At 66.8% G+C, this 24,649-nt stretch carries 23 protein-coding genes and 2 pseudogenes; 16 read left to right on the top strand and 9 right to left on the bottom strand.

The features are described from left to right. Positions 1-172 precede the first annotated feature (172 nt). The 5 genes from DFP89_RS05095 to DFP89_RS05075 all read right to left on the bottom strand — a co-directional run bounded on the left by DFP89_RS05095 (position 173) and on the right by DFP89_RS05075 (position 6,112). A complete protein-coding gene (locus DFP89_RS05095) occupies positions 173-949 on the bottom strand; it encodes an SDR family NAD(P)-dependent oxidoreductase (protein ID WP_245948601.1) in 777 nt (258 codons plus the stop codon). Between the two features lie 113 nt (positions 950-1,062). Next, positions 1,063-2,568, bottom strand: coding sequence for a xylulokinase (locus DFP89_RS05090; protein ID WP_114348300.1), 1,506 nt, complete (start codon positions 2,566-2,568; stop codon positions 1,063-1,065). A 4-nt stretch (positions 2,569-2,572) separates the two neighbouring features. Further along, positions 2,573-3,559, bottom strand: a complete 987-nt coding sequence (locus tag DFP89_RS05085) for an ABC transporter permease (protein WP_114348299.1) — start codon at positions 3,557-3,559, stop codon at positions 2,573-2,575. Then, a complete protein-coding gene (locus tag DFP89_RS05080; RefSeq protein ID WP_181870251.1) occupies positions 3,556-5,061 on the bottom strand; it encodes a sugar ABC transporter ATP-binding protein in 1,506 nt (501 codons plus the stop codon). The genes DFP89_RS05085 and DFP89_RS05080 overlap by 4 nt, the downstream gene beginning before the upstream one ends. A 73-nt stretch (positions 5,062-5,134) precedes the next feature. Beyond that, entirely contained in the window at positions 5,135-6,112 is a 978-nt protein-coding gene (locus DFP89_RS05075; RefSeq protein WP_114348297.1) for a substrate-binding domain-containing protein, read from the bottom strand. A gap of 217 nt (positions 6,113-6,329) precedes the next feature. Here DFP89_RS05075 and DFP89_RS05070 point away from each other — a divergent pair, with 217 nt between their 5' ends. The 5 genes from DFP89_RS05070 to hchA all read left to right on the top strand — a co-directional run bounded on the left by DFP89_RS05070 (position 6,330) and on the right by hchA (position 10,689). Further along, complete coding sequence (locus tag DFP89_RS05070; protein ID WP_114348296.1) at positions 6,330-6,965, top strand: glucose-6-phosphate isomerase; 636 nt, start codon at positions 6,330-6,332, stop codon at positions 6,963-6,965. After that, complete coding sequence (locus DFP89_RS05065) at positions 6,962-7,915, top strand: shikimate dehydrogenase family protein (RefSeq protein ID WP_114348295.1); 954 nt, start codon at positions 6,962-6,964, stop codon at positions 7,913-7,915. Before DFP89_RS05070 ends, DFP89_RS05065 begins: the two co-directional genes overlap by 4 nt. Before the next feature lie 68 nt (positions 7,916-7,983). Beyond that, positions 7,984-8,856, top strand: coding sequence for an MBL fold metallo-hydrolase (locus DFP89_RS05060; protein ID WP_114348294.1), 873 nt, complete (start codon positions 7,984-7,986; stop codon positions 8,854-8,856). Continuing rightward, the gene (locus DFP89_RS05055; RefSeq protein WP_114348293.1) at positions 8,853-9,734 is read left to right on the top strand and encodes a MurR/RpiR family transcriptional regulator; all 882 of its coding nucleotides are present in this window, start codon (positions 8,853-8,855) and stop codon (positions 9,732-9,734) included. Before DFP89_RS05060 ends, DFP89_RS05055 begins: the two co-directional genes overlap by 4 nt. A 91-nt stretch (positions 9,735-9,825) precedes the next feature. Beyond that, a complete protein-coding gene (hchA, locus tag DFP89_RS05050) occupies positions 9,826-10,689 on the top strand; it encodes a glyoxalase III HchA (protein ID WP_114348292.1) in 864 nt (287 codons plus the stop codon). 38 nt (positions 10,690-10,727) lie between these two features. On the opposite strand, the gene DFP89_RS05045 is transcribed toward hchA, so the two are convergent. Then, positions 10,728-11,354 (bottom strand): TetR/AcrR family transcriptional regulator, encoded by a 627-nt coding sequence (locus DFP89_RS05045; protein ID WP_114348291.1) that lies wholly within the window; start codon positions 11,352-11,354, stop codon positions 10,728-10,730. Between the two features lie 99 nt (positions 11,355-11,453). Between DFP89_RS05045 and DFP89_RS21000 the strand changes: the two are divergent. Further along, positions 11,454-12,347: pseudogene (locus DFP89_RS21000) on the top strand (aldehyde dehydrogenase family protein); the annotation flags it as partial. A gap of 22 nt (positions 12,348-12,369) precedes the next feature. Next, positions 12,370-12,873 (top strand): aldehyde dehydrogenase family protein, encoded by a 504-nt coding sequence (locus DFP89_RS20995; RefSeq protein WP_342770934.1) that lies wholly within the window; start codon positions 12,370-12,372, stop codon positions 12,871-12,873. Between the two features lie 4 nt (positions 12,874-12,877). Here DFP89_RS20995 and DFP89_RS05035 read toward each other — a convergent pair whose 3' ends face one another. Beyond that, positions 12,878-13,570 (bottom strand): DnaA N-terminal domain-containing protein, encoded by a 693-nt coding sequence (locus DFP89_RS05035; RefSeq protein ID WP_114348290.1) that lies wholly within the window; start codon positions 13,568-13,570, stop codon positions 12,878-12,880. A 498-nt stretch (positions 13,571-14,068) separates the two neighbouring features. On the opposite strand from DFP89_RS05035, the gene DFP89_RS05030 reads away from it, so the two are divergent. The 5 genes from DFP89_RS05030 (at position 14,069) to DFP89_RS05010 (ending at position 18,291) form a co-directional block, all read left to right on the top strand. Next, positions 14,069-15,373, top strand: a complete 1,305-nt coding sequence (locus tag DFP89_RS05030) for an AAA family ATPase (RefSeq protein WP_114348289.1) — start codon at positions 14,069-14,071, stop codon at positions 15,371-15,373. Continuing rightward, positions 15,370-16,479 carry a ParB/RepB/Spo0J family partition protein gene (locus DFP89_RS05025; protein ID WP_114348288.1) on the top strand — a complete coding sequence of 370 codons (1,110 nt, stop codon included), beginning with the start codon at positions 15,370-15,372 and terminating at the stop codon, positions 16,477-16,479. Before DFP89_RS05030 ends, DFP89_RS05025 begins: the two co-directional genes overlap by 4 nt. Positions 16,480-16,567: 88 nt before the next feature. Continuing rightward, on the top strand, positions 16,568-16,807 hold the full coding sequence (locus DFP89_RS05020; protein WP_114348287.1) for an AbrB/MazE/SpoVT family DNA-binding domain-containing protein: 240 nt from the start codon (positions 16,568-16,570) through the stop codon (positions 16,805-16,807). Then, positions 16,804-17,211 (top strand): type II toxin-antitoxin system VapC family toxin, encoded by a 408-nt coding sequence (locus tag DFP89_RS05015; protein WP_114348286.1) that lies wholly within the window; start codon positions 16,804-16,806, stop codon positions 17,209-17,211. Before DFP89_RS05020 ends, DFP89_RS05015 begins: the two co-directional genes overlap by 4 nt. Positions 17,212-17,283: 72 nt before the next feature. Further along, complete coding sequence (locus tag DFP89_RS05010) at positions 17,284-18,291, top strand: MarR family transcriptional regulator (protein WP_245948600.1); 1,008 nt, start codon at positions 17,284-17,286, stop codon at positions 18,289-18,291. On the opposite strand, the gene DFP89_RS05005 is transcribed toward DFP89_RS05010, so the two are convergent. Continuing rightward, on the bottom strand, positions 18,288-19,739 hold the full coding sequence (locus tag DFP89_RS05005) for an amidase (protein ID WP_114348285.1): 1,452 nt from the start codon (positions 19,737-19,739) through the stop codon (positions 18,288-18,290). The two genes, DFP89_RS05010 and DFP89_RS05005, sit on opposite strands and share 4 nt — an antisense overlap. A 246-nt stretch (positions 19,740-19,985) precedes the next feature. Here DFP89_RS05005 and DFP89_RS05000 point away from each other — a divergent pair, with 246 nt between their 5' ends. Together DFP89_RS05000 and DFP89_RS04995 are read left to right on the top strand one after the other, a co-directional pair. Continuing rightward, positions 19,986-20,726, top strand: coding sequence for a prephenate dehydrogenase (locus tag DFP89_RS05000; RefSeq protein WP_114348284.1), 741 nt, complete (start codon positions 19,986-19,988; stop codon positions 20,724-20,726). A gap of 68 nt (positions 20,727-20,794) precedes the next feature. Continuing rightward, the gene (locus DFP89_RS04995) at positions 20,795-21,289 is read left to right on the top strand and encodes a MarR family winged helix-turn-helix transcriptional regulator (RefSeq protein WP_114348283.1); all 495 of its coding nucleotides are present in this window, start codon (positions 20,795-20,797) and stop codon (positions 21,287-21,289) included. On the opposite strand, the gene DFP89_RS04990 is transcribed toward DFP89_RS04995, so the two are convergent. Then, on the bottom strand, positions 21,286-21,711 hold the full coding sequence (locus DFP89_RS04990) for a MarR family winged helix-turn-helix transcriptional regulator (protein ID WP_114348282.1): 426 nt from the start codon (positions 21,709-21,711) through the stop codon (positions 21,286-21,288). The genes DFP89_RS04995 and DFP89_RS04990 overlap by 4 nt on opposite strands. Positions 21,712-21,857: 146 nt before the next feature. Between DFP89_RS04990 and hmgA the strand changes: the two are divergent. Further along, a pseudogene (gene hmgA, locus DFP89_RS04985) lies at positions 21,858-23,213 on the top strand (homogentisate 1,2-dioxygenase). Between the two features lie 218 nt (positions 23,214-23,431). Then, entirely contained in the window at positions 23,432-24,649 is a 1,218-nt protein-coding gene (gene fahA / locus DFP89_RS04980) for a fumarylacetoacetase (protein ID WP_245948599.1), read from the top strand.

Raw genomic sequence — 24,649 nt, 5'->3', positions numbered from 1 at the left:
ACTAGCATTGACGCCATCATAACACGCAGAACATAACCACTGGGTGGGTCAGTTCTCGGTGACAATGCCGGGTCAAATCTCAGTGGCAATCAACAGGTCCTGCCCGGCGCGCATAGCAATACCTCGCGCTGTGAGTCAAAAACCAATGGAATCTGACAACTATACGGAAAAATCAGGCTTCCAGCGGATTGCCGCTGACAAAGCCGCCATCGACCTCAAGGCACATGCCGGTGACATAGGCCGAGGCCGGCGAGGCCAGGAACAGGCAGGGCCCGACCAGATCCACGGTCGTGCCCCAGCGCCCCAGCGCCGTGCGGTCGGCTACGGCCTTGTTGCCGTAAGGCACCGACCAGATCGGCCGGGTCATGTCGGTCTGGTGATAGCCGGGCGCGATGGCATTCACGCGGATCCCCTCGCGGCCCCATTTATGCGCCAGCGCCCGGGTCAGGCCCAGAATCCCGGTCTTCGAGGCGGTATAGGCCGGCACGCCCGGATCGGCCATGAAGCTGAGCATCGAGGCGATGTTGACGATCGCGCCCCGCGCCTCGGCCAGCCGCGCGTGCAGGCCGATGGCCAGACGGAACTGGCTGTTCAGGTTCACGTCCATCGTGTCCAGAAAGATGTCCTCGTCCCATTCCTCGCCGCCGCGGGCGATGCCGGCGCCGTTCACCAGCACGTCGCAGCGGCTTTGCCGGGCGCAGAATTCGCGCACGCCCTCGCGGTCGCGCACATCCAGCAGCTCAAAGCGGATGTTTGCGGCCTCGCCGCTCAGCGCGGCGATCTTGACCGCCGACGAGCCGGTCGCGGTCACCTCGGCCCCCAGCGCGGCAAAGCCGCGCGCGATGTCCAGCCCGATGCCGCTGGTCGCGCCCGAAATGATTACATGCCGGCCCGCGAACAGGTCCTTGCGGAACGTGTCCACCACGCTGCCCATATCCATGTCCTTCATCTTGCCTCCTCCTCAGGTCCGCTTGCGCGGCTTGTTCCCGGTCGTCGCGGCGCTGCGCATCATGCCGCGTCCTTCCCCTGCCGCCCCATCCGCCGCCGGCACGATCCGGGCGGTCAGGCGCCGGCGGCGTCCAGATCATCCAGATCGTCGTAAAATTCCTGCGCCGCATGATAGAGCCGGTCGAACACCGGCTGCATGCGCGAATAGAGCTCCTGCCAGCGCGGATCGGGCAGGACCTCGCGCTCGTGTCGCACCAGCCGCGCCGCCGCCCCGGCCAGATCCGACGCCGCGCCCGTCGCCACCGCCGACAGGATGGCGCAGCCGACCAGCCCGCATTCCGGCTCGGCCGGTATCAGGATCGGGCGGCCATAGATGCTGGCCTTGATGCGCAGCCACAGATCCGCCCGCGCGCCCCCGCCCGAGGCGATCAGCACCTCGGGCCGCGTGCCGGTGGCGCGCTCCATGATGCGCAGATGGCGGTTGACCGCGAAGCCCACGCCCTCAAGCACGGCGCGGTGCATCTGCGGCAGGCCGTGGCGGGCGGTCAGGCCAAAGAACTGCGCGCGCGAATTGCGATGCGCGCCCAGCCTTTCGCCGACCAGGAAGGGCAGGAAGAACAGCGATTGCGACCCCGCCGCCGCGCCCTCGGCCGCCTGCAGGATGTCGCCATAACCAAGCGCATCGTCGTGAAAGGCGCGCCGGGCCCAGCGGGCGCTGTCGCCGCCAGCCTCAAGCAGGACGAAGGCGCCCCAATTGCCCTCGGTGGTGCCAACGTTGCTGATCTCGGGGTCCAGCACCGGCCTTTCCGAAACCAGCGTCAGAATCGAGGACGTCCCCGCCACCTCGGAGGCCAGCCCCGGACGGCACACGCCCGAGCCCAGCAGCGCCACCGGGTAATCGGCGCCACCGACCAGCACCGGCAGACCCGCGGGCAGGCCGGTTTCGGCGGCCGCGGCGCGGGTCACATGGCCCAGAATCTCCGAGGGCCGCCGGATCGGCGTCATTATCGCCGGGTCCAGCCCCAGCCGCTGAAAGACCCGTTCCGACCATTGCCCGGTTTGCGCGTCGATCAGAAACGAGCAGGCGGCGTCGGTCCAGTCCATCGCCCGTTCGCCGGTCAGGCGCAGATTGACGTAATCCTTGGGCATCATCACGCTGGCCGTGCGCGCCCAGGCCGCCGGGTCGTTGTCGCGCAGCCATTGCAGCTTGAAGGCGGGCCAGGCCGGGGTCGGCGGGTTGGCGGTGACGGGCAGCCATGCGGCAATGTCCTCGACCGCCTCGAAAGCCTGGACCTGCGGCAGGGTGCGCTTGTCGTTCCACAGCGGCACCGCCTCGCGCGTCGGGTTGCCATCGGCGTCGACCAGCACCGTGCCATGCATCTGGCCGCAGGCGCAAAGGGCCGCGATCTCGTGGCCATGGTCGCGGGCGTGGCCGGCGACCTCGTGCAGGGTGGCGCAGGCGGCGGCCCACCAGTCGGCGGGGCGCTGCTCGGACCAGCCGAAGGCCGGGGTGATCTGCCGGTATTCGCGCGCGGCGACGAACAGCACGCGGCCATCCGCCCCCATCAGCGCGGCCCGGGTCGAGCCGGTGCCGATATCGATCGCGACCGTCACCCCCATCGCGCTAGCGCCTGAGCAGGGTCGAGCCGTTCTGGATCAGCACGGCAGCGACGATGATGACGCCCAGATAGACCTGCTGGTGATAGCCCGGCACCCCGGCAAGGTTCATGATATTGCCGATGACGCCCAGGATCAGCACGCCGATGAAGGTGTTGATGACGCCGCCGACGCCGCCCATCAGGCTGGCGCCGCCGATGACCACGGCAGCGATCACGTCCAGCTCGTTCCCGTCCCCGACCGAGGCCGAACCCACGCCCGAGCGCGACGTGACCAGAACCCCCGCCACCGCCGACAATGCGCCGGAAATGACATAGACCGACAGCACGTACCACGGCACCGAGATCCCCGACAGCCGCACCGCCTCCTCGTTCGAGCCGATGGCCTTCACCAGCCGGCCGAAGCGGCTGTAATTCAGCACCACGAAGGCCAGAGCGAACAGCGCGATCATCAGCAGCGCCGGATTGGGCACCCCCAGCGTGAACGAGGTGCCAAAGCCCTGCAGCGCCTTGCCCGGCGCGCCCAGCGTGATCGGCTGGCCATTCGACAGGATCAGCGCGAATCCCCGCGCCGCGGTCATCATCGCCAGCGTGATGACAAAGGCCGGCAGCCGGAAGAAGGCGATGAAGATGCCCGAGATCAGCCCGCAGGCCGCGCCCATGCCGACCACCAGGACCAGCGCCAGGGGCAGCGGATATTCCTTGACCAGAATGGCGGTCGCGACCGAACCCAGCGCCGCGATCGAGCCGACCGACAGGTCGATCCCGCGCGTCAGGATGACGAACAGCATGCCGATGGCCATGACGCCGATGCCCGACATCTGGCGCAGCACGTTCATCATGTTGCGCTCGGTCAGGAAGGCGTCGGACTGCGCCTGCGCCACAAGGATCAGCAGGACGAAGATGACGAAGGTGCCGTATTGGCGGAAGGCGCGGCCGAAACCGAAGCGGCGGCGGGTTCCGGCCTCGTTGAAGCTTGCGGCGTTCTCGGTCATGCCATGGTCTCCGCCTGTGCGGGCTGACGGCGGGTCATCGACAGCGTCAGCAGTTTCTCTTCGGTAAACTCGGCCGGCAGCAATTCGCCGCGCAGCTCGCCCTCGCCCATCACCAGCACGCGGTCGCACAGGCCGAACAGCTCGGCATGTTCGGACGAGATGACGATCACGGCCTTGCCCTCGGCGGCAAGGCGGTGGACCAGCGTATAGATCTCGGTCTTGGCGCCGACATCGACGCCGCGCGTCGGCTCATCAAGGATGATCAGGTCGGGATCGGCGTTGAACCACTTTGCCAGCACGACCTTTTGCTGGTTGCCGCCCGACAGGCTCGAGACCGGATCGTTCATCGAACCCAGCTTGATGCGCAGCGAGCGGATCAGCCCCTCGACCAGCCCGCGTTCGGCGGCCGGGCGGAAGAAACCGGCGGTGGTCACCGGCGCCGAATTGGCCATGGTGGCGTTCTTGCGGATCTCCATGTCCAGAACGACCCCCTGCCCCTTGCGGTCCTCGGGCACCAGCCCGACGCCCTGCCGCACCGCCTGCCGGGGCGAGCGCGGCCGGTAGGGTTGGCCGTTCAGCTCCATCTCGCCGCCCGAAACCGGATCGGCGCCGAAGATCGCCCGCGCCACCTCGGTCCGGCCCGAGCCGACAAGCCCGCCCAGACCCACGACCTCGCCGCGGCGAATCGCGAAGCTGACATCATGGATGCCATTGGGCAGGTGCAGGTTGCGGACCCGCAGCACCTCGTCGCCGGGCTGCGTGTCCGGCTTTTCGCCGAACAGCTGCGACAGCGGCCGGCCGACCATCTTCCGGATCAGTTCGTCGACCGGGGTCGATTCCGGGGTGACGGTGTCGACCCGGCGGCCATCCTTCATCACCGTGATGCGGTCGGCGATCTCGTAGATCTCGTCCAGCCGGTGCGAGATATAGACGATGCCGACGCCCGAGGCGCGCAAATCCTTGATGATCTGCAAAAGCCGGCGGGCATCGCCGGTCGAGAGCACCGCCGTCGGCTCGTCAAAGACGATCACCCGGGCGTCGCGCGACAGCGCCTTGGCGATCTCGACCACCTGCTGATGGGCCACCGACAGATCCGAGACCTGATCGCCCGGAGCGATCTCGAAGCCCAGCCGCCCGATCAGCGCCCGCGCCCGTTCCCGCAGCCGGCGCCAGTTGATGCCCTGGGGCAGCGCGCCCAGAAAGATGTTTTCGGCCACCGACAGGTCGGGGGCCAGCGCCATTTCCTGGTGAATCACCGAAATGCCGCGCCCGATGGCGTCGGTGGGACCGGTCAGCCGGACCTCCTGCCCCTCGATCAGGTTGCGGCCGGAATCGGGGCGCATCTCGCCGCCCAGCACCCGCATCAGGGTCGATTTCCCGGCACCGTTCTCGCCCACCAGCGCATGCACCTCGCCGGCATGCAGGTCGAAATCGACCTCGGTCAGGGCATGGATGCCCGCAAAGGACTTGGTGATGCCCTGAAGTTCAATCAGCGCCGCCACTGGCTTTCCCCCCTGTCGCCGGCTGGCAACGGGCCGCCCGCGCCCGCGGACGGCCCGGCCTTTCATGACCGTATCAGAACATCGAGTCGGGCTTGTAATATTGATCGACGTTTTCCTGGGTGACCACGGCCGGCTCGGTAAAGGTGAACTTGGTCAGGTTCTGCTCTTCGCCGTTCAGCGCCTTGACGCCGATCTCGACTGCCAGACGGGCCAGCGCGGCGGGATCGTTCAGGCCGGTGGCGCCGTATTCGCCGCTCTTGATCATCTCATAGGCTTCCTTCTGGCCGTCCGCCGCGGCGACCAGCAACACGCCGTCCAGCCGGTTAGCGGCCTTCAGCGCCTCGCGCGCGCCGATCACCATCGAGTCGTTCTCGCCCAGAACGACATTGATATCGGGATGCGCGGTCAGCAGGTCCTCCATTGCCGCCAGACCACCCTCGGTCGACCAGTTGCCCCAGCCCTGACCAACGATCTCGATATTGGCATGGCCGTAATTGGTCAGCTCGGCATCCATCAGCCCGCTCAGCACGCCCATGCGGCGCGCCTGACCGACGACATTGCCCTGCGTGCCCGACAGCAGCGCGATCTTCAGCGGCTCGCCGGCGGTCTTCTTGGCCAGCCATTCGCCCACCAGCTTGCCGTTCTCGCCATTCGAGGCAGAGACGTTGGTGATGAAATTGGCCGAAGGATCCAGCATCGAATCCATGGCCACGACATGCACGCCCTGCGCGGTGGCGGCATCGACCGCCGGCACCAGACCCAGCGCGTCGCGCGGGTTCACGATCAGCACGTTGACTCCGGCGGCGACCATGTCCTCGATATCGCCGATCTGCTTGACCATGTCGTTCTGGCCATCCGCGGTGCGGACCGAACAGCCCGCCGCCTCGGCCGCGGCCCGCGCCGCAACCTCCTGCGCGGCGAAATAGGGCGCGCCCAGCGTGTACATCGCCACCCCGATCGAGCATTCGCCCGCGGCCTTGACCTCGGCCATGGCGGCAGTCGTCATCATCGTGGCGCCCAGCAGCGCGCCAACCATCGTTATCGCTTTCATATACTCCTCCCCTGGATCGAGCCGGCCGTGCGGCGCAAAACCGGCGCCGCCGCAAGTGACTGATCAAGACCGATGCTAGGAGGACCATTTCCATGCGTCAACGATTATTCACGACATTTGGTAGTGAACCACAACAAAATCGTTGAAATACGGCGGATCAGGTCGTAAATTTTGACGATATTGGTATTGCTACTACCATTTTTGATGGGAGAACGACATGAACTTCACCGAACCCCGGCTTTGCACCATCTCGGTCACGACCGGCATGCTGGAAAATGGTGACGGGCATTACCGCAAGAGCTACCGCGACCTCGACGGGCTTTACGCCGACCGGGCGGCCTTCGAATCGATCCTGGCCGACAGGGCCGATGACATCGCCTATGAGGTGACCTCCTATACGCCCGGCGGCAAGACCTCGGACATGATCCTGGGCGTGACCCGGATGGCGCCGGGCAAGGTCGGGCGCGAATATTTCCTGACCCGCGGCCATATCCATGCCAATGGCGACCGGCCCGAGATCTACCAGACCCTGTCGGGGCGCGGCATCATGCAGATGGAAAGCCCCGATGGCGAGGTGCGGCTGGTCGAGATGGGGCCGCAGCAGGTCTGCTATGTGCCGCCGTTCTGGATCCACCGCTCGGTCAATATCGGCGACGAGGATCTGGTGATGTTCTTTTCCTACCCCGCCGATTCCGGGCAGGATTACAGCATCATCGCGCGGTCGGGCGGCATGCGCGTGCGCATCATGGATGACGGTAAGGGCGGCTGGGTGGCCGAGGACAACACCGCATGGCGCAACCGCAGCCCCGAGGATGTCCGCGCGATCCTTGAAAACGCCGGGGTGGCGGCATGACGCAATATCGCCCCGCCGACCGGCCGACGCTGTATTTCATCGGCGTCACCACCGCCAAAAGTTCGATCATGAAGGTGTTTCCCGCCTGGGCGCGGGAACTGGGCCTGGGCGATGCGCAGATCAAGGGCATGGATTTCCCCCTTCATGCCGAGCCCGAAGCCTATCGCGAGGCGGTGGCCTTCATCCGCGACGACCCGCTGTCGCTGGGGGCGCTGGTCACCACCCACAAGATCGACCTCTTCAACGCCTGCCGCGACATGTTCGACGTGATCGACCCGTTTGCGGCGCTGATGAAGGAAACCTCGTGCATCTCGAAGCATGCGGGCCAGCTGGTCTGCCATGCCAAGGACCCGATCTCCTCCGGTCTCGCCATCGACGGCTTTCTGGGCGAGGGCTATTTCGCCGGCAGCGGCGCCGAGGTCTTCGCGATCGGCGCCGGCGGCTCGACCATCGCGCTGACCTGGCATCTGATGCGCAAGGCGCGCGGCCGTGACGTGCCCGCGCGGATCGTGGTCTCGAACCGCTCGCGGCCGCGGCTGGACGAAATCCGCCACATCCACGGCCAGATCCCGACCGATGTGGCGCTGGACTATGTCCTGGCCCCCGCGCCCGCCGACAATGACGCCGTGCTGCCGGGGCTGAAGCCGGGCTCGCTGGTGATCAACGCGACCGGGCTGGGCAAGGATGCGCCCGGCTCGCCGCTGACGGATGCGGCGGTGTTTCCGCAGGGCGCCGTGGTCTGGGACCTGAACTATCGCGGCGATCTGGTGTTTCTGGATCAGGCCCGCGCCCAGCAGGATGCGCGCGGCCTGACCATCGTCGACGGCTGGACCTATTTCATCCATGGCTGGACCCAGGTCATCGCCGAGGTGTTCCACATCCCCATCGGCACCGATGCGGCAACCATCGACCGGCTGACCGGGATCGCCCGCGCGGCGGCCAGGGGCTAGGCGATGGCGGGCATCGTGACCGCGCCGCCTGCGCCCGCCCTGCCCCCGGCCGTCGGGGTGGCGCGGCAATGCGCCTGACCGAAACGCCGTTGCCCGCGCCGCTGGCGCAGATCCTCGCGCAGCCTCCGGGCGGGGCGCTGCGGCTGTTCTGGCTGGGACAGGCCGGTTTCGTTATCGAGGGCGGCGGGCGGCGGGCCGTCATCGATCCCTATCTGTCGGATTCGCTGGCGCAGAAATATCGCGGCACGCGGTTTGCGCATCTGCGCATGATGCCGGCGCCGGTCGCGCCGGGGGCCATCCGCCATGTCGATCTGGTGCTGGCCACCCATGCCCATACCGACCATCTCGACCCCGGCACCCTGCCGGCGCTGCTGGCGGCCAATGCGGGTGCCGCGCTGATCGCGCCCCGCGCCGCGCTGGCAACCGCGCTTGAGCGCTCGGGCATTGCCCGGCAGCGTCTGCGGGGCATCGATGCCGGCGAGGTTCTGGATTGCGGCGGCATCACCGTCACCGCCACCCGCGCCGCGCATGAGGATCTGGCGCGCGACGAGGCCGGCCATCACCGCTTTCTGGGGCTGATGCTGACGATGGGCGGCGCGCGGGTGTTCCATTCGGGCGACACCATCCCCTTTGCCGGGCAGATCGACGAGGTCCGCGCCCTGCGGGCCGATCTGGCGCTGCTGCCGGTCAATGGCCGCGATGCCACCCGCGCCGGCAATGGCGTGCCCGGCAATCTGGACATGGCCGAGGCGCTGGATCTGGCCCGCGCCGCCGCGATCCCGGCGATGATCGCGCATCATTTCGACCTGTTCGACTTCAACACCGCACCCCGCCCCCGCATCGAGGCCATGGCGCGGGCCTCGCGGGCGCCGCATGCCTTGGCGGCGCGCGCCGATATGTCGTATGGTCTCGCGTCACAGGCAACCGGGCAGATCCCATGAACAGCCAGGCTGAAACGCTCGCGCCGCGCAACATTCTCGAGGCGATTCGCATGATGCGCCCCGAGTTGCGCAAATCGGACCGCAAGGTGGCCGATATCGTGCTGGCCGATCCGCAGCGCATCCTGAACGCCACCGTTGCCGAAACCGCCGAGATCGCCGAGGTCAGCCAGCCGACGGTGATCCGCTTCTGCACCGCCATCGGCTGCGACGGCTTTCAGGATTTCAAGATCCGGCTGGCGCAAAGCCTGGTTCTGGGAACGCCGGCGACGCAATCGGCCATCGCCAATGACGACACCCCCGACGAGGTCGCCGCCAAGATCTTCGACTATACGATGACCTCGCTGGACTGGGCGCGGCACAAGCTGGACATGGCGCAGGTGAATGAGGCGGTGGCGCTGATCCTGTCGGCGCGCAGCCTGCAGATCTTCGGCTTCGGCGCCTCGGCGATCGTGGCGCAGGACTTCCAGCAGAAATTCCCGCTGCTGGGCCTGCCCTGCAATGCGACCATGGACAGCCATCAGCAGCTCATGGCCGCCTCGATGATGCAGCCGGGCGACGTGGCGGTCGCCATCTCGAATACCGGCGAGACGCTGTCCATCGTCGAGCTGGCACGGCTGGCGCGCGAACAGGGCGCCAAGGTCATCGCGATCTCCGGCTCGAACCAGACTGCGCTGGCGAACTATTCCGACGTGCTGATCAATGTCGAAACGCTGGAAAACACCGACCTGTTCACCCCCACCACCTCGCGCATCGCGGCGCTGGTGGCGGTGGACATCATCTCGACGCTGGTGGCGCGGCGGCTGGACCGGGTGGAAAGCCAGCGGCTGGTGCGGATGAAGCGCTATCTCAGCCAGATGCGCAAGAACGAGATGTTCTGACGCCCGACGGCCCGCGCCCCGTTGCCCTGCCGCGCCGGCGCGCCTAAGCTGATTTCCCTCCCGTGATTCATGTCCAGAAAGCGCAGGAAAAATGAGCAAATCTGACGAACTCAGCAGAAGTCCCGTCGCCGACCCGGCCGAACAGAACGCCTGGTTCCCCTCGCCCTATTCGCTGTCGCAATACATTCCGCCCAGGACCGATTTCGACGGCGCCGACTATCCGGCCCCGCACCGGGGCGGCAAGAAGATCCTGATGGTCGCCACCGACGAACGCTATGTGCTGATGAAGAACGGCACCATGTTCTCCAGCGGCAACCACCCGGTCGAGACGATGCTGCCGATGATGCATCTGGATGCGGCCGGCTTCGAGATCGAGGTGACGACGCTTTCGGGCAACCCGGTCAAGTTCGAGATGTGGGCGATGCCCTCGCAGGACGAGGCGGTCAAGGCCTTCTATGCCCGCTACCTGCCCAAGTTCAAACAGCCGAAGAAACTGGCCGATGTGCTGGCCGGAGCCTTGGACGATTACGTCGGCGTGCTGGTGCCGGGCGGGCATGGCGCGCTGAACGGGCTGCCCTTCGCGCCGGACCTGAAACAGGCGCTGAACTGGGCGATTGATAACGACCGCTATGTGATCACGCTTTGCCACGGCCCGGCCGGCCTTTTGGCGCTGGCGGTGGATGAGGATCCGGCCGACTATCCCTACAAGGGCTATTCGATCTGCGTCTTCCCCGATGCGCTGGACGAGGGCGCGAATGTCGATATCGGCTACATTCCCGGCCATCTGCGCTGGCTTCTGGCCGAGTCGCTGGAAAAGCTGGGGATCAAGGTCCTGAATACCGGCATCACCGGCCAGGTCCATCGCGACCGCAAGCTGCTGACCGGGGACAGCCCGCTGGCCTCGAACGCATTGGGGCGTCTCGCGGCCGAGGCGTTGCTGGCCGATCACGGCTGACCCCGCAGGGGCGGGCTGGGCCGGAACCGCCTTCCGGCCTAGCCGTGCCCCTGTACCCATCGCGCCGGATCGACCGCCAGCCCCTCCAGCAGCACCGACAGCGCCGCATCCACCGCGCCGTCGCCGACCTTTTCGGGCAGCAGCAGCCCGTCCAGCGCCAGAAGCGTCAGCCCATGCATCTGCGCCCAGCAGGCCGCCGCCTGACCGCGCACCGGACGCGGCCGGATCACGCCCTCGGCCTGACCGCGTTCCAAGAGCCCGATCACCTCGTCGAACGCCCCCATGGCGCGGCCGGACAGGTGCAGGCTGCGATCCATCCCAGCCCCGAACATCAGCCGGTACAGCGCCGGGTTGCTTGCCCCGAATTCCAGATAGGCCCGCGCCATCCCGACCAGCGCCGGGACCGCACCCGGCGGCGCGCCCGCGCTGCCCGCCGCCAGCGCCTCGCGCAGGCGCTCAAAGCCGATCAGCGCGATCTCGGTCAGCAGCGCCGCCTTGTCGGGGAAATGCTTGTAGGGCGCGGCATGGCTGACCCCGGCGCGGCGGGCGACCTCGCGCAGGGTGAATTGCGGGCCGGCCGGCTCGTCCAGCATGGCTATCGCGGTATCGATGATCACCCGGCGCAAATCGCCATGGTGATAGGGGCGGTCGTCCGGGCTGGTCATGGGCGCTCATGTGGACAGTGGAAACATATGTTGACATCGCTTACTTTTCCACCTAAGTCAAGATGCAGAAGTTGACAGTGGAAACATAGGTGCCACGCCATGAATGCCCCCCTGCCCCAGACCGATCCCGCCCTTATCCTTGACCGCCAGCGCGCGGCATTCCTGCGTGACGGCGCGCCCTCTCTGGACCAGCGCCGCGCCGACCTGAAAAAGCTGCGCAAGGCTATCATCGCCGCCCGCCCCCGGATCGAGGCCGCCATCAGCGCCGATTTCGGCCATCGTTCGCGGCATGAAACCGCCATGGCCGAGATCCTCTCCCCGGTGCAGGGCATCGACTATCTGCACCGCCGCCTGCCCCGCTTTATGCAGGCGACGCGGCGCCATGTCGCGGCGACCTTCTGGCCCGGCAGCGCCCGGATCGAATACCAGCCGCTGGGTGTCATCGGCATTGTCGCGCCGTGGAACTATCCGCTGGCGCTGGCCCTGATGCCGCTGGCGACCGCGCTTGCCGCCGGCAACCGGGCGATGATCAAGCCCTCGGAATTCACCCCGCAGACCAGCGCCCTGCTGGCCGAGCTGCTGGCACAGATCTTTCCGCCCGAACAGGTGGCGGTGATCCAGGGCGACGCGGCGACAGGCGCCGCTTTCACCGCCCTGCCCTTTGACCATCTGCTGTTCACCGGCAGCACCCAGGTCGGCCGCGCCGTGATGCGCGCCGCCAGCGACAATCTGGTCCCGGTCACGCTGGAGCTGGGCGGCAAATCCCCGACCATCATCGCGCCGGGCCATGTCGATGACCGCACGGCGGCCAGCATCGCCTTTGGCAAGCTGACCAATGCCGGCCAGACCTGCATCGCCCCCGATTACGTGCTGCTGCACGAGGATGACCGCGACGCCTTCGCCGCCGCCTATGACCGCGCGGTCACGGCGCTATATCCGCAAGGCCCGGCCAGCGCTGATTATTCCTCGATCATCAACCCCCGCCATCACGCACGGCTGACCGCTCTGGCCGAGGATGCCCGCGCCAAGGGCGCCCGCGTCACCCCCGTGGGCCGCGCCCCCCTTGGCGGCTTCGACCCGTCCCCATACTCTGGCTCCACTTCTGGTTCTGGACCCGGGCGACGACATGGCGGTGATGACGCAGGAAATCTTTGGCCCGATTCTGCCCGTGCTGACCTATCGCGACATCGATCAGGTCATCGCCTATGTGAATGCCCGTCCCCGGCCGCTGGCGCTTTACTATTTCGGCCCCGATGACGCGGCCCGCGCCAAGGTGCTGGCCCGCACCACCTCGGGCAATGTCGGCATCAACAGCACATTGATGCATTACGCCCAGGACGATCTGCCCTTTGGCGGCGTCGGTCCCAGTGGCATGGGCGCCTATCACGGTATCGAGGGCTTCCGTGCCATGAGCCATGCCAAGGGCATCTTCACCCAGGGCCGCTGGAGCGGCGCGAACCTCTTGCGCGCGCCCTTTGGTCGGATGGCGGACCGGATCCTGAGGCTGATGCTGCGCTAGCCCCTCAGGGTGTGCTCAGCCGCACCTGCCGGACGCCCGCATCCGAACGCGCGACCGCCATGCGCAGCCGCTCGATCAGGTGGGTCTGGATGTAATTGGCGTGAAAGCGCGTCGGTGCGACCAGCGTCAGGCAATCGCCCGCAATCCCGCCATCGGCCAGCCCCGCGAACCATGCGTCAAACAGCGCCCGGTCCTCGGCGGCAAGCCGTGTCTGCGCCGCACCCCAAAGCCCCTCGGCCGGCGCCACCCCGGCACCCCGGCGCAATGGCACCACATTGCTGGGTTCGGGCGCGGCCTCGACACGCTGCGACGCCCCCCCTACCCTTTCGACGAAATCCGGGCCGATATTGGCCCATTCCGGCCGCGTATCCAGCAGGATGCGTTCCAGGTTCAGCCCCAGAACCGAGACGCGGCCCCGCGCGCCCTGCTGCTTGATCTCGATCCAGCCCAGCACCCGCAGCTTGGCCATTTCGCGCTTGACGGTGCGTTCGTCGACGCACCACAGCCGGGCAATCTCGCGCTGGCCCACGGTCAGCTCGTCGCGCTGCCAGTTATAGCGGCTGGTGATCAGCGCCATCAGCCGCAGGACAAGCCGCTGGCGGTGCTTGTCGGCGGCCAGCCCATGGGCCATCATCGCCGAAAGGAGGTCATATTTCTTTGCCGCGGCCTCACGACCGACGGCCCGGATCACCTGCATCACTGCTCCTGCCCCGAAAGCTTCGGGTTCCCGATTACCTGCTCGCCGGAGCCCGTTCTGCGACGGGTCGCCGGAATGGCCGGAGCGATCTTTCGCCGCCCTGTTTTCCGCGTCTCACAACGCTTTTCGCCATCTGATCCGTATTTGCGTCCTGATTTCCGATTCTGTCAAGAGTTTTACCGGCTTGCCCCGGGAACCTCTCAAAATCAAAAGAAAAATCGGTATCAATGGTATAGGGGGACATTCAGAACGTCACCCTATCGCCCGGTTTTGTCCCCCATTCGGACCCTTGGTCGCGTCAGGGCGTCCCCCTTTTCCGCGCCGGGTCCGGGGCCGAGCAGCGCTGCATCTGCCTTGGGCGATTCGCAGCTTTTCCCGGAATATCCAGCCTTTTCACGCTTTTCCATGAACAAGTGAAAACGCCTTTTGCCAAGAACGCAAATCCGGCGTAAAAGCGGATCAGACAATAATCAGCGTCCTAACTGATACAGGCAAGACATGTATACTCATGAAGACCTCGCGCGGCTGCAGGCGCAGTCCTTGAAGATGCAGGGCTGGATCCGGCGGCAGACCTTCAGCCCCGCCAATGAAAAGACCCTGCGGCGCTTTTCCAGCTGGGAGGTGGCCGAGCTGATCTTCCGCATCAACCAGTCCACCTTTCGCGGCAAGCTTGCGGCCGAGCCGAACCTTCCCCTCGGGGAAGTCGAGGAGGACGGCCGCCAGCGCTGGTTCAGCCTTGAAGAGGTGAACGAACTGCGCCGCCGCGTGCGCATCAACCGCAAGACGCTGATGCCCCCCCGCCCCGAGGGCAAGCGCGCCTTTCGCGCTGCCATCGCCAATTTCAAGGGCGGTGCCGGCAAGTCCACGGTGGCCTTGCATTTCGCCCATGCCGCGGCGCTGGACGGCTATCGGGTGCTGGTCGTCGATTTCGACCCGCAGGCGACGCTGAGCCATTCCATGGGCCTGACCGATGTCGGCGAGGATCACACCGTCTGGGGCATCATGGCCCGCGACCTTGAGCGCGAGACCGACCGCATGAACGCCGCCGCCAAGGGCGCCGAAAGTGGGACCGCCCTGCCCCAGCGCAAGCTGCCGGCCTCGATCCGCGACATGGGTCTGTCGACGCTGCGGCCCGGCGATTTCATCAAGCCGACCGCCTGGCCCACCATCGACATCGTGCCGAGCTGCGCCAATGCCGCCTTTGTCGAATTCGCCAGCGCCCAGTACCGGCACCTGAACCCGGAATGGACCTTTTTCGGGGCGGTGTCGCGCTTTCTCGACAGTCTTGCCGACGATGCCTATGACCTGATCCTGTTCGATTGCCCGCCGGCCATCGGTTACCAGTCGATGAACGCGGTCTTTGCCGCCGACATGCTCTATATCCCGTCGGGTCCCGGCTATTGGGAATACGATTCGACCACCAGCTTCATCGGCCAGCTCTCCGAGGCGCTGGAGGACCTGTCGCATGGCTTTGAAAACTTCCCCACGGGGAAGATCCGCCTACCCAAGGCCTTCGCCGATATCCGCTTTCTGATGACCCGTTATGAGCCCTCGAACGAGCTGCATCAGGCGATGATGGGCGCCTTCAAGCAGGTCTTCGGCGAGCGCATGGCCGAGCACCCGATCGAGCTGACTCGCGCGGTCGAGCAATCGGGCCGGTTCCTGTCCTCGATCTATGAGATCGACTATCGCGAGATGACGCGCGGGACCTGGCGACGGGCGCGCGCAACATTCGATCAGGCCTATGAGGAATTCCGATCCCATGTCATCGCCGCGTGGGACAAGCTGGAGGATGAGGCATGAGCCGCAAGCGCCGCATGTTCGAAATCGAGATGCCGGATGAGGTCGCGCCCGAGGTCCCGGAAATCTTCCCTGCGGGGAAGGATGAGGCCGAAACCCGGCGCGGCCCGATGGCCACGGCCATTGCCGAGACGGCAGAATCCAGCCGCGACCGCGCCCGGCTTGAGGCCGAGATCCGGGCCGAAAACGACGCGCTTGCGCAGGAACATGTGCGGCTGAAGCGCGCCGGGCTGATCACCGACCTGATCCCGCTGGACGCCATCGACACCCGCAAGCTGATCCGTGATCGCAAGCCCGGGCCGGATTTCGAACTGGCCGAGCTGGTCGCCTCGATCCGCGAGATCGGCTTGTCGAACCCGATCCGGGTCGAGCCGGCCGGTGAGGGCCGCTATGAGCTGATCCAGGGTTGGCGCCGGCTCTCGGCCTATCGCCAGCTGCTGGAGGAAACCGGAGACGCGGAAAGCTGGGGCCGGATCCCGGCCGGGATCGCCGCGCGCGGGGATGAGCTGGATCGGCTTTACCGGCGCATGGTCGATGAAAACATGGTGCGCAAGGACATCTCGTTCGCCGAGATGGCGCAGCTTGCGCTGCATTACGCCATGGACCCGCTGACCGAGGAGCACGACCCGGAAAAGGCGGTGGCGATCCTGTTCAAGTCGGCCGGCTATCAGAAGCGCAGCTATATCCGCAACTTCATCCCGCTGGTCGAGGCCCTGGGCGAGTCGCTGATCTATCTGAATGAGATCCCGCGCGCGCTGGGTCTGGCACTGGTGCAGCGGCTGGATGAGGTGCCGGGCACGGCGGCGGCAATCCGTGCCGAGCTGAAGGATTGGGACACGCGCGCCGTCAAGGATGAGCTGGACATCCTGCGCCGCTATGCGGGGCAGGGCGGCGATGCCGACGCTGTGCCGCCCGCCGCGCGGGGGACCGTGCCAGCGCAGCCCGCCGCCAAGGCGCGCACCACGTTCCAGATCCAGCAGCCGCAGGGCAGCGCCAAATGCACCGCCGCCAATGGCCGGCTGGAGATCCGCCTGCCGCGCGATTTCACCGCCATCGATCGCCGCCGGCTGGAGGCCGCCGTGCGGACAATGCTGGAAAGTCTGGACTGAGATCGGGCCTGATCTTCCCCGCAGGGAAGGTCGGGCTTGACCAGTTTGTGCACCGGTATTACCGTAGGTATTACTGAAAGGAATCGCCATGCGCATCACCACCAAGGGCCAGGTCACCATCCCGCAGGACGTACGCGATTTCGCGGGCTTCCAGCCGGGGACCGAGGTCGAATTCCTGATCGGCGATGATGGCGTCGTGCGGGTCGTCGCGGCGGGCGGCGGCGTGGCCGAGCGCGACCAGCGCCTTGGCGCGGCCATTGCCGGGCTGCGCGGCAGCGCCGATACCGGGCTTTCCACCGACGAGATCATGGCGCTGACCCGCGAATGACCCCGGTTCTGGTCGATGCCAATGTGCTGATCGACGTCGCGACCAACGACCCGGTCTGGGGCGACTGGTCCGCCGAGGCCTTGATGCGGGCGGGGCAGGGCGCGCGGCTGGTCATCAACCCGCTGATCTATGCCGAACTGTCGGTCGCCCATGCCCGCGTCGAGACGCTGGAGGCGCTGCTGCCCGAGGATGTCTTTCACCGCGAACCCTTGCCATGGCCCGCCGCGTTTCTGGCGGGCAAGGCCTATCTGGCCTATCGGCGGCGGGGGGGTGAAAGGCGCTCGCCCTTGCCGGATTTCTATATCGGCGCCCATGCCGCGATCCGGGGATACCGGCTCTTGAGCCGCGACCGGGGGCGCTATGCGACCTACTTTCCCAAGCTGCAGATCATCGCCCCGGACTAGGGCGCAGGGCCGGACTCGGGCTGGATTCTGTGGGGTCTTCAGTAATCCGCAAATTGGCGCTATTCTGCGGGTATGAAGAATCCTGATCTTGATGCGCTGGACGCGGATCTGATGCCGGAGGAAGCGGCCCCGCCCGCATTCCCGCCGCTTTTCGATGCCGCCGACTGGCGCGCGGCGCAGGCGGCGCTTGCGCCGGAACTGGCCATGGCCGCGCAGGCGCTGGGGCGGCTCGATGAGGTCATGGCCGGGCTGGACGAGGCGGCGCGGGCGGGTGCCACCCGGCGCCTGGCGCTGATCGAGACCGAGGCGATGCTTTGGGCGCAGGGCCGGCCCTTGCGGCGCGAGGAGATCGGGCGCGACCTGATGGAGGCGCGCGCGGGCGCCGATCTTGAGGCGATGCGGATCGCGCGCTGGGGCTTACGGCGGCTGGAAGGGCAGGGGGACCAGGGCGACCTGCGCGGCTTTCTGGGCCTTTACCGGACCGAGATCGGCGGGCTGGCCGAGCCTTTGGCCGCGCGCCCCACGGGCGAGGATTTCGACGCCGCCGAGGCCGAGTTCCGCGGTCTGGCCGCGACGCTGGCCGGTATCCTGCCGCTGGCGCGGGCGCCGGCGATGCGCAGCCTGTGGCGGCTTTGCGGTATCTCGGCCCCCGAGGCGCTGAGCGAATCCGCCGCATGGACCGCGCGCGACATGGCCTCGGGCTGCGAGGCGCTGCGCTTTGTGCCCTTGGGCCGGCATGGGCGCGGGGTCTGGATCGATGGCGGCACGGCCCCGGATCGGATGCGGCGGCATCTGGCGGCGGTGACCCAGGGCGTCGGCGAGGCGCGGCAGGAACTGGCGCGGATCGGCGGCTGGCGCGCGCGTGCCTTGCAGGCGACGGCGCGGATCAAGGGCGACAATCCCGCCCGCGTCATTGCCGAGCTGGCCGCGCATCCGCTGTTGAGCGCCGCCATGCTGGAGACCCAGACCGGCATCAGCCGCGACACCGCCGAGCGGCTTTTGGCGCGGCTGCGCGACATGGGCCTTGCGCGCGAGATCACCGGCGGGCGGCGGTTTCGGTTGTGGACGGCCTCGGGCTAGGAAAGCAGCGGGCTTTTGCGGGCGGTGAAGCCTTGGGCAAGGTCATAGGCATGGCCCAGTTCCAGCAAGGCGCGGTCGGTGCGGGGGCGGGCGATGATCTGCAGGCCCATGGGCAGGCCCTCGGGGCCAAAGCCCGCGGGCACCGCCAGCACCGGCACCCCGGCAAGGCTGGGGCCGATGACCACCTCCATCCAGCGGTGATATGTGTCCATCGCGCGGCCGGCGATGCTGTCGGGCCAGTGCAGATCGGCGTCAAAGGGGAAGGTCTGCGCCGTCGGCAGCACGAGGTAGTCGTAGCGCTGAAACATTCCCAGCAGCGCCTGATACCAGCTTGAGCGCGTGCTTGAGGCGGCGTGGATCTGGGTGCCGGTCAGGGCGCGGCCGGTCTCGATTTCCCAGATCGCCTCGGGTTTCAGCAGGTCGCGGTCCTTGGGGTTGTCGTAAAGCGCGCCAAGGCTGCCGGCGACCAGAAAGCTGCGCAGCGTGACCCATATGCGCCAGAGCCGCTCGACCCGAAAGGGGATGCGCGCCGGCTCGACATGACAGCCTAGCGCGGTCAACACCCCAAGCGCGGTTTCGCAGGTCTCAAGGACGCCGGGTTCGGTGGGCAGGTAGCCGTCCAGATCGCCCAGCCAGCCGATGCGCAGCCCGGCGACGTTCTGGCCAAGGGGGCGGGCGAATTCCGTGCCGTCACCGGGCAGGGATTGCGGCGCGCGAGGATCGTGACCGGCCAGCGTCGAAAGCAGCATGGCGAGGTCGGCGACATTGCGGGCCATCGGCCCTTCGGTGCTGAGCTGGCTGAAGAAGATCTCGGGCGCGGGGCCCAGCGGCACCAGCCCGGCCGAGGGGCGCAGGCCATAGACATTGTTCCAGCCCGCCGGATTGCGCAGCGAGCCCATCATGTCGCTGCCATCGGCCAAGGGCAGCATGTCCAAGGCCAGCGCCACCGCAGCGCCGCCCGAGCTGCCGCCGGCGCTGCGGCCTTGGTCCCAGGCGTTCAGCGTGGTGCCGAAAAGCGAATTATAGGTATGCGAGCCAAGGCCGAATTCGGGCGTGTTGGTCTTGCCGATCAGGATAGCGCCGGCGCCGCGCAGCCGCTCGACCAGAATGGAATCGGCATGGGGCTGGCTGTCATGCAGCCCGCGATAACCGAAGGTGGTGGCGATGCCCGCGGTCGCGGTCAGGTCCTTGGGGGCCTGCGGAATGCCGTGCAGCCAGCCGCGCGAGCGGCCCGCCGCCAGCTCGGCATCGGCGGTTGCGGCCTCGATCATCAACACCGCGCGCGGGCGCAGCGAGACGATGGCGTTGACGGCGGGGTTCAGCGCCTCGATCCGGTCGAGAAAGGCGGCCATGACCTCGGTGCAGCTCAGCTTGCGGTCGTGGATGGCGCGGCTGAGTTCCAGCGCGGTCAGGGCGGTGATCTGGGCGGCAGATTGCGGAATCGGCATGAGAGACAGCCTAGCACGGCGCCGGGGCCGGGGAAATTCCCCGCACGGGCGGGGCCAAGGCTTGACCGCATGGCGGGGCGGGCCTAACAGGATGGCATGACCCGGACCACGCGCAACTTTGCCAACCGCTATTATCCGCTGCCCTGAGCAGCGGATTGTCCAGTCATGCGACCGCTGTGCCCCCAACGCCAGCGGTCCCGAATCCTTCCCCCGACCGGACGCTGGCTTCCATTCAGGAAATTGCCGATGTCTGATCCCCTCCCGCCCCTTTCCGTCCTGATCTTTGGCTTTGGCGCCTTTGGCCAGATGGCCGCGCGCGTGCTGGCGCCGCATCTGCCGGTCGCGATCTGCGATCCCGGCCCGTCCGCGCTGCAGATGGCGCAAGGGCTGGGCCTGCCGGTCGTCCCGCCCGAGGCGGCGCGGCAGTATGACATCGTGCTGCTGGCGGTGCCGGTCCCGGCGCTGGCGGCCTGTCTGGCCGGCATCGCCCCGCATCTGGCGGCGGGGCAACTGGTCGTCGATGTCTGCTCGGTCAAGGAGGGGCCGGCGGCGCTGATGCGCCGGCTGTTGCCCGAGGGGGTCGAGATCCTGGCCACACATCCGATGTTCGGCCCGCAAAGCATGCCGGCTGCGGTCCGGGGCGGGCGCATCGTCATCTGCCCGCTGCGCGGTCGGCGCTGGCGGCAGGTCGCGGGGTTCCTGCGCGGCGTGCTGGGGCTGCGGGTCATCCTGACCACGCCCGAGCATCACGACCGCCATGCCGCGCTGACGCAGGGGCTGACGCATCTGCTGGCCCGCGCGCTTGAGGATTTCCAGCCCCATCCGCGCATCCGCACCCGCAGTTTCGACCTGCTCTGCGAGGCGCTGGACATGGTGCGGGGCGACGCCCCCGAGGTCTATGAGGCGGTGACCGCCGCCAATCCCCATGTCGCGCCGCTGCGGGACAAACTGGCGCAGCTTTTGGCCGCAGCGGCGGCGCGGGCTTGATTTCCCGGCCCGCTCGGGGTCATTGGTTGCAAAGGAAACATTAATCCATCCCACCCTGCGGTTCGGCCATGCATCTTGAAACCTTTTTTCCCCATCGGCTTGCGGTCGTGGCCGAGGCGTTCTCGCGCCAGCTTGTCGCCGTCTATGGCCGTGACCACGGGTTGTCGCGCGAGGAATGGCGGCTGCTGTTTCTGCTGGAGAATGCGCGCATGCTGGATTCGCTGCAGCTGTCGCAGCGCACCTCGCTGGACAAGGTGCAGGTCAGCCGCGCCGCCTCGCGGCTTGAGGAAAAGGGGCTGATCACGCGCGAGGTGCTGGGATCGGACCGGCGGCTGCGCAATTACGCCATCACCGAACCCGGTGACGCGCTGTTCCGCCGCGCCTTTGGCGAGGTCGAGGCGCGCGCCAACGAGATCTTGCAGGCGATGCCCGCCCGCGATCTTGCGGCGCTGGAACGCGGCATTGCGGCGCTGGATCAGGCTATTGCCCGCGTCACCCAGCCCGAAACCGGGCATGGCACGCAATTCCCGCGCCCAAGCCGAACCGGGGCCGGGGCGGATTAATCCTTGCCGCCGCTCAGCCGGGTCAGGGCGCGATCCAGCGCCCCGGCCTCGGGGCCAAGCTCGGCGATAAGGTCTGCCTGAAAGCCGGTGGCGATCTGGCTCAGCCGGTGCATCAGCGCGCGGCCCTGACCGGTCAGTTCCAGCGCCACCAGCCGCCGGTCGCGGTCATGGCCGGATTTCTGCACCAGCCCCGCCTGTTCCAGCCGCGAGGCGGCGCGGCTGACCATGGATTTGTCCAGATGCACGCGGGCATGGATGTCGCGCACGCTGACCGCGCCAGAGCGGTCCAGATGCGCCAGCACCCGCCATTCGGGCACGGTCAGCCCGGCCTCGGCCTCGTATAGCGCGGCGAATCGGCGGCTGATCCGCGTCGCCGCCACATTCAGGCGATAGGGCAGGAAGCTTTCCAGATCAAAGCTCATGCGGGTTTCCTTTTTGCCCAGATCACCAGAGATTCGTTGCGGATACAACAAAAACCGCGGGCCGCCCGATTGGCGTTGACTTTGTTGCGAATGCAACGTTAATGTCGTTGCAACAGCAATGACATCGACATCTGGGAGGATGGCCCATGACCAAGCATGACCTGCCCGCCGGCATGATCCGCGCCACCGGCACGACCGGCACCCATGCGGGCTATATGCCGGGTTTTGGCAATGATTTCGAAACCGAGGTCCTGCCCGGCGCGCTGCCGCAGGGCATGAACAGCCCGCAGAAATGCAATTACGGCCTTTACGGCGAGCAGCTTTCGGGCACGGCCTTTACCGCCAATCCGCCGGAACGGACCTGGTGTTATCGCATCCGCCCCTCGGTCAAGCATTCGGCGCGCTATGCGCGGATCGCGCTGCCCTATTGGAAGACGGCGCCGAATGTGCTGGAGGATGTGACAAGCCTTGGCCAGTATCGCTGGGACCCGCTGCCGCTGGGGGCTGAAAAACTGACCTGGCTGACCGGCATGCGGACCATGACCACGGCGGGGGATGTCAACACCCAGGTGGGCATGGCGACCCATATCTATCTGGTCACGCAATCGATGCAGGACGAGTATTTCTTTTCGGCCGACAGCGAATTGCTGGTCGTCCCGCAAGAGGGACGGCTGCGTTTCGCGACCTAGCTGGGGATCATCGACATCGAACCCAAGGAGATCGCGATCATCCCGCGCGGGCTGGTTTACCGCGTCGAGGTGCTTGAGGGACCCTGCCGGGGTTTTGTCTGCGAAAACTATGGCCAGAAATTCGAGCTGCCCGGCCGTGGCCCGATCGGCGCCAATTGCATGGCCAATCCGCGCGACTTCAAGGCCCCGGTCGCGGCCTATGAGGACCGCGAGGTGCCCTCAAGGCTGGTGGTGAAATGGTGCGGCCAGTTCCACGAGACCCGGATCGGCCAAAGCCCGCTGGACGTGGTTGCCTGGCACGGCAATTACGCGCCCTATAAATACGATCTGCGCAGCTATTGCCCGGTCGGTGCAATCCTGTTCGACCATCCCGACCCGTCGATCTTTACCGTGCTGACCGCGCCTTCGGGCGTGCCGGGGACCGCCAATATCGACTTTGTGCTGTTTCGCGAACGCTGGATGGTGGCCGAGAACACTTTCCGCCCGCCATGGTACCACAAGAACATCATGTCCGAGCTGATGGGCAATATCTATGGCCAGTATGACGCCAAGCCGCAGGGCTTTGTTCCGGGCGGCATGAGCCTGCACAACATGATGCTGCCGCATGGCCCGGACCGGCAGGCATTCGAGGGGGCCTCGAATGCGGAGCTGGGGCCTGAAAAGCTGGACAACACCATGTCCTTCATGTTCGAGACCCGCTTCCCGCAGCACCTGACCGAATTCGCCGGCAAGGAAGCCCCTTTGCAGGACGATTACATCGACTGCTGGGACAGCCTGGAAAAGAAGTTCGACGGAACCCCCGGGGTCAAGTGATCCGCAAAGGCGCCCTTTGCCTTTCCAAGCTGCGGAGAGGAGTGATGCCGGTGCGTTGCGCGCCGGCATTTTCGTTTTAATTCAGCGACGTTTGTCGCATATGCAACATTTAATAGTTGCATATGAAACAATATCTGATATGCAGATCGCAAGCAGGGGCGTTGCGCCCGCGCGCCCTTGGGCGCCATCCGGAAGGATCAGCGACAGGAGGAAGAAACGTGCCGACGGATGCGACACCGCCGCGCAGCTGGGTTGCGGCTGCCAATGACCCGGGATGCGATTTCCCGTTGCAGAACCTGCCTTACGGGGTGTTCTCGGCCGGGGCGGAGCCGCCGCGCTGCGGGGTTGCCATCGGTGACATGATCGTCGATCTGGTCGCCTGCGAGGCGCGCGGGCTGGTCAACGCGGGCGGGACCTTTGCCGCGCCGCAACTGAATGATTTCATCGCGCAGGGGCGGGCGGTCTGGGACCGGACCCGCGCCCGGCTGAGCGCGCTGCTGGCCGAGGACGGCGACAAGAGCGTGCCGCTGGTTCCGATGGCGCAAGCCCGGCTGCACCTGCCGATCCGGGTCAGCGAGTTCACCGATTTCTATGCCTCGAAAAACCATGCCTTCAATGTGGGCGTGCTGTTTCGCGGCCCCGAAAATGCGCTGCCGGCGCAATGGACGCATATGCCCATCGGCTATAACGGCCGGGCTTCGTCGGTGGTGGTTTCAGGGACGCCGATCCGCCGGCCCATGGGGCAGGTCCGGGGTCAGGCCGGGCCGGAATGGACGGCCTGCCGGCGTCTGGACCTTGAGCTGGAGCTGGGCGCGATCATCGGCGCCGACAGCCCGATGGGTGCGCGTGTCAGCGTTGCGCAGGCCGAGGAAATGATCTTTGGCTATGTGCTGCTGAACGACTGGTCGGCGCGCGACATTCAGGCCTGGGAATACCAGCCGCTTGGGCCGTTCCAGTCCAAGGCGCTTGGCACCACCATCAGCCCCTGGATCGTGACCCAGGCCGCATTGGAGCCGTTCCGCTGCGCGGGGGCCGAGCGGGTGAACCCGCTGCTGCCCTATCTGGCCGAGGAGCGGCCGGGCTTTTACGACATGACCATCGGCTGGACCATGAATGGCCAGCCGATGGGGCGGACAAACTATAACGTCATGTATTATTCCAGCGCCCAGCAACTGGCCCATCACACCACCTCGGGCTGCCCGATGCGGGTGGGCGATCTGCTGGGGTCGGGGACGATTTCGGGGTCCGGCCTGGAACAGACCGGGGCGCTGCTGGAGATGACGCAGGGCGGCCAGATCCCGGTCATGGTGAATGGCCAGCCCCGCCAATTCATCGAGGATGGCGATGAGGTCGGACTTTACGCCTTTGCCCAGGGGCAGGGCTATCGCATCGGCTTTGGTCCCTGCACGGGGCGGGTTCTGCCCGCGACGCCGTGA

This window comes from Paracoccus lutimaris, from assembly GCF_003337565.1.
GTDB lineage: Bacteria > Pseudomonadota > Alphaproteobacteria > Rhodobacterales > Rhodobacteraceae > Paracoccus > Paracoccus lutimaris.
This window is presented reverse-complemented; position numbering and strand designations above follow the sequence as displayed.

What these genes read in the sequence shown, in the direction of transcription:
- DFP89_RS05095 (WP_245948601.1), bottom strand. Translation starts at nt 949, where the DNA reads ATGAAGGACATGGATATGGGCAGCGTGGTGGACACGTTCCGCAAGGAC.
- DFP89_RS05075 (WP_114348297.1), bottom strand. Translation starts at nt 6,112, where the DNA reads ATGAAAGCGATAACGATGGTTGGCGCGCTGCTGGGCGCCACGATGATG.
- DFP89_RS04990 (WP_114348282.1), bottom strand. Translation starts at nt 21,711, where the DNA reads ATGAGCTTTGATCTGGAAAGCTTCCTGCCCTATCGCCTGAATGTGGCG.
- DFP89_RS05085 (WP_114348299.1), bottom strand. Translation starts at nt 3,559, where the DNA reads ATGACCGAGAACGCCGCAAGCTTCAACGAGGCCGGAACCCGCCGCCGC.
- DFP89_RS05015 (WP_114348286.1), top strand. Translation starts at nt 16,804, where the DNA reads ATGACCCCGGTTCTGGTCGATGCCAATGTGCTGATCGACGTCGCGACC.
- DFP89_RS05060 (WP_114348294.1), top strand. Translation starts at nt 7,984, where the DNA reads ATGCGCCTGACCGAAACGCCGTTGCCCGCGCCGCTGGCGCAGATCCTC.
- DFP89_RS05045 (WP_114348291.1), bottom strand. Translation starts at nt 11,354, where the DNA reads ATGACCAGCCCGGACGACCGCCCCTATCACCATGGCGATTTGCGCCGG.
- DFP89_RS20995 (WP_342770934.1), top strand. Translation starts at nt 12,370, where the DNA reads ATGCCCGCGCCAAGGGCGCCCGCGTCACCCCCGTGGGCCGCGCCCCCC.
- DFP89_RS05055 (WP_114348293.1), top strand. Translation starts at nt 8,853, where the DNA reads ATGAACAGCCAGGCTGAAACGCTCGCGCCGCGCAACATTCTCGAGGCG.
- DFP89_RS05010 (WP_245948600.1), top strand. Translation starts at nt 17,284, where the DNA reads ATGAAGAATCCTGATCTTGATGCGCTGGACGCGGATCTGATGCCGGAG.
- DFP89_RS05025 (WP_114348288.1), top strand. Translation starts at nt 15,370, where the DNA reads ATGAGCCGCAAGCGCCGCATGTTCGAAATCGAGATGCCGGATGAGGTC.
- DFP89_RS05030 (WP_114348289.1), top strand. Translation starts at nt 14,069, where the DNA reads ATGTATACTCATGAAGACCTCGCGCGGCTGCAGGCGCAGTCCTTGAAG.
- DFP89_RS05065 (WP_114348295.1), top strand. Translation starts at nt 6,962, where the DNA reads ATGACGCAATATCGCCCCGCCGACCGGCCGACGCTGTATTTCATCGGC.
- DFP89_RS05020 (WP_114348287.1), top strand. Translation starts at nt 16,568, where the DNA reads ATGCGCATCACCACCAAGGGCCAGGTCACCATCCCGCAGGACGTACGC.
- DFP89_RS05070 (WP_114348296.1), top strand. Translation starts at nt 6,330, where the DNA reads ATGAACTTCACCGAACCCCGGCTTTGCACCATCTCGGTCACGACCGGC.
- DFP89_RS05000 (WP_114348284.1), top strand. Translation starts at nt 19,986, where the DNA reads ATGTCTGATCCCCTCCCGCCCCTTTCCGTCCTGATCTTTGGCTTTGGC.
- DFP89_RS04995 (WP_114348283.1), top strand. Translation starts at nt 20,795, where the DNA reads ATGCATCTTGAAACCTTTTTTCCCCATCGGCTTGCGGTCGTGGCCGAG.
- hchA (WP_114348292.1), top strand. Translation starts at nt 9,826, where the DNA reads ATGAGCAAATCTGACGAACTCAGCAGAAGTCCCGTCGCCGACCCGGCC.
- DFP89_RS05035 (WP_114348290.1), bottom strand. Translation starts at nt 13,570, where the DNA reads ATGCAGGTGATCCGGGCCGTCGGTCGTGAGGCCGCGGCAAAGAAATAT.
- DFP89_RS05005 (WP_114348285.1), bottom strand. Translation starts at nt 19,739, where the DNA reads ATGCCGATTCCGCAATCTGCCGCCCAGATCACCGCCCTGACCGCGCTG.
- DFP89_RS05090 (WP_114348300.1), bottom strand. Translation starts at nt 2,568, where the DNA reads ATGGGGGTGACGGTCGCGATCGATATCGGCACCGGCTCGACCCGGGCC.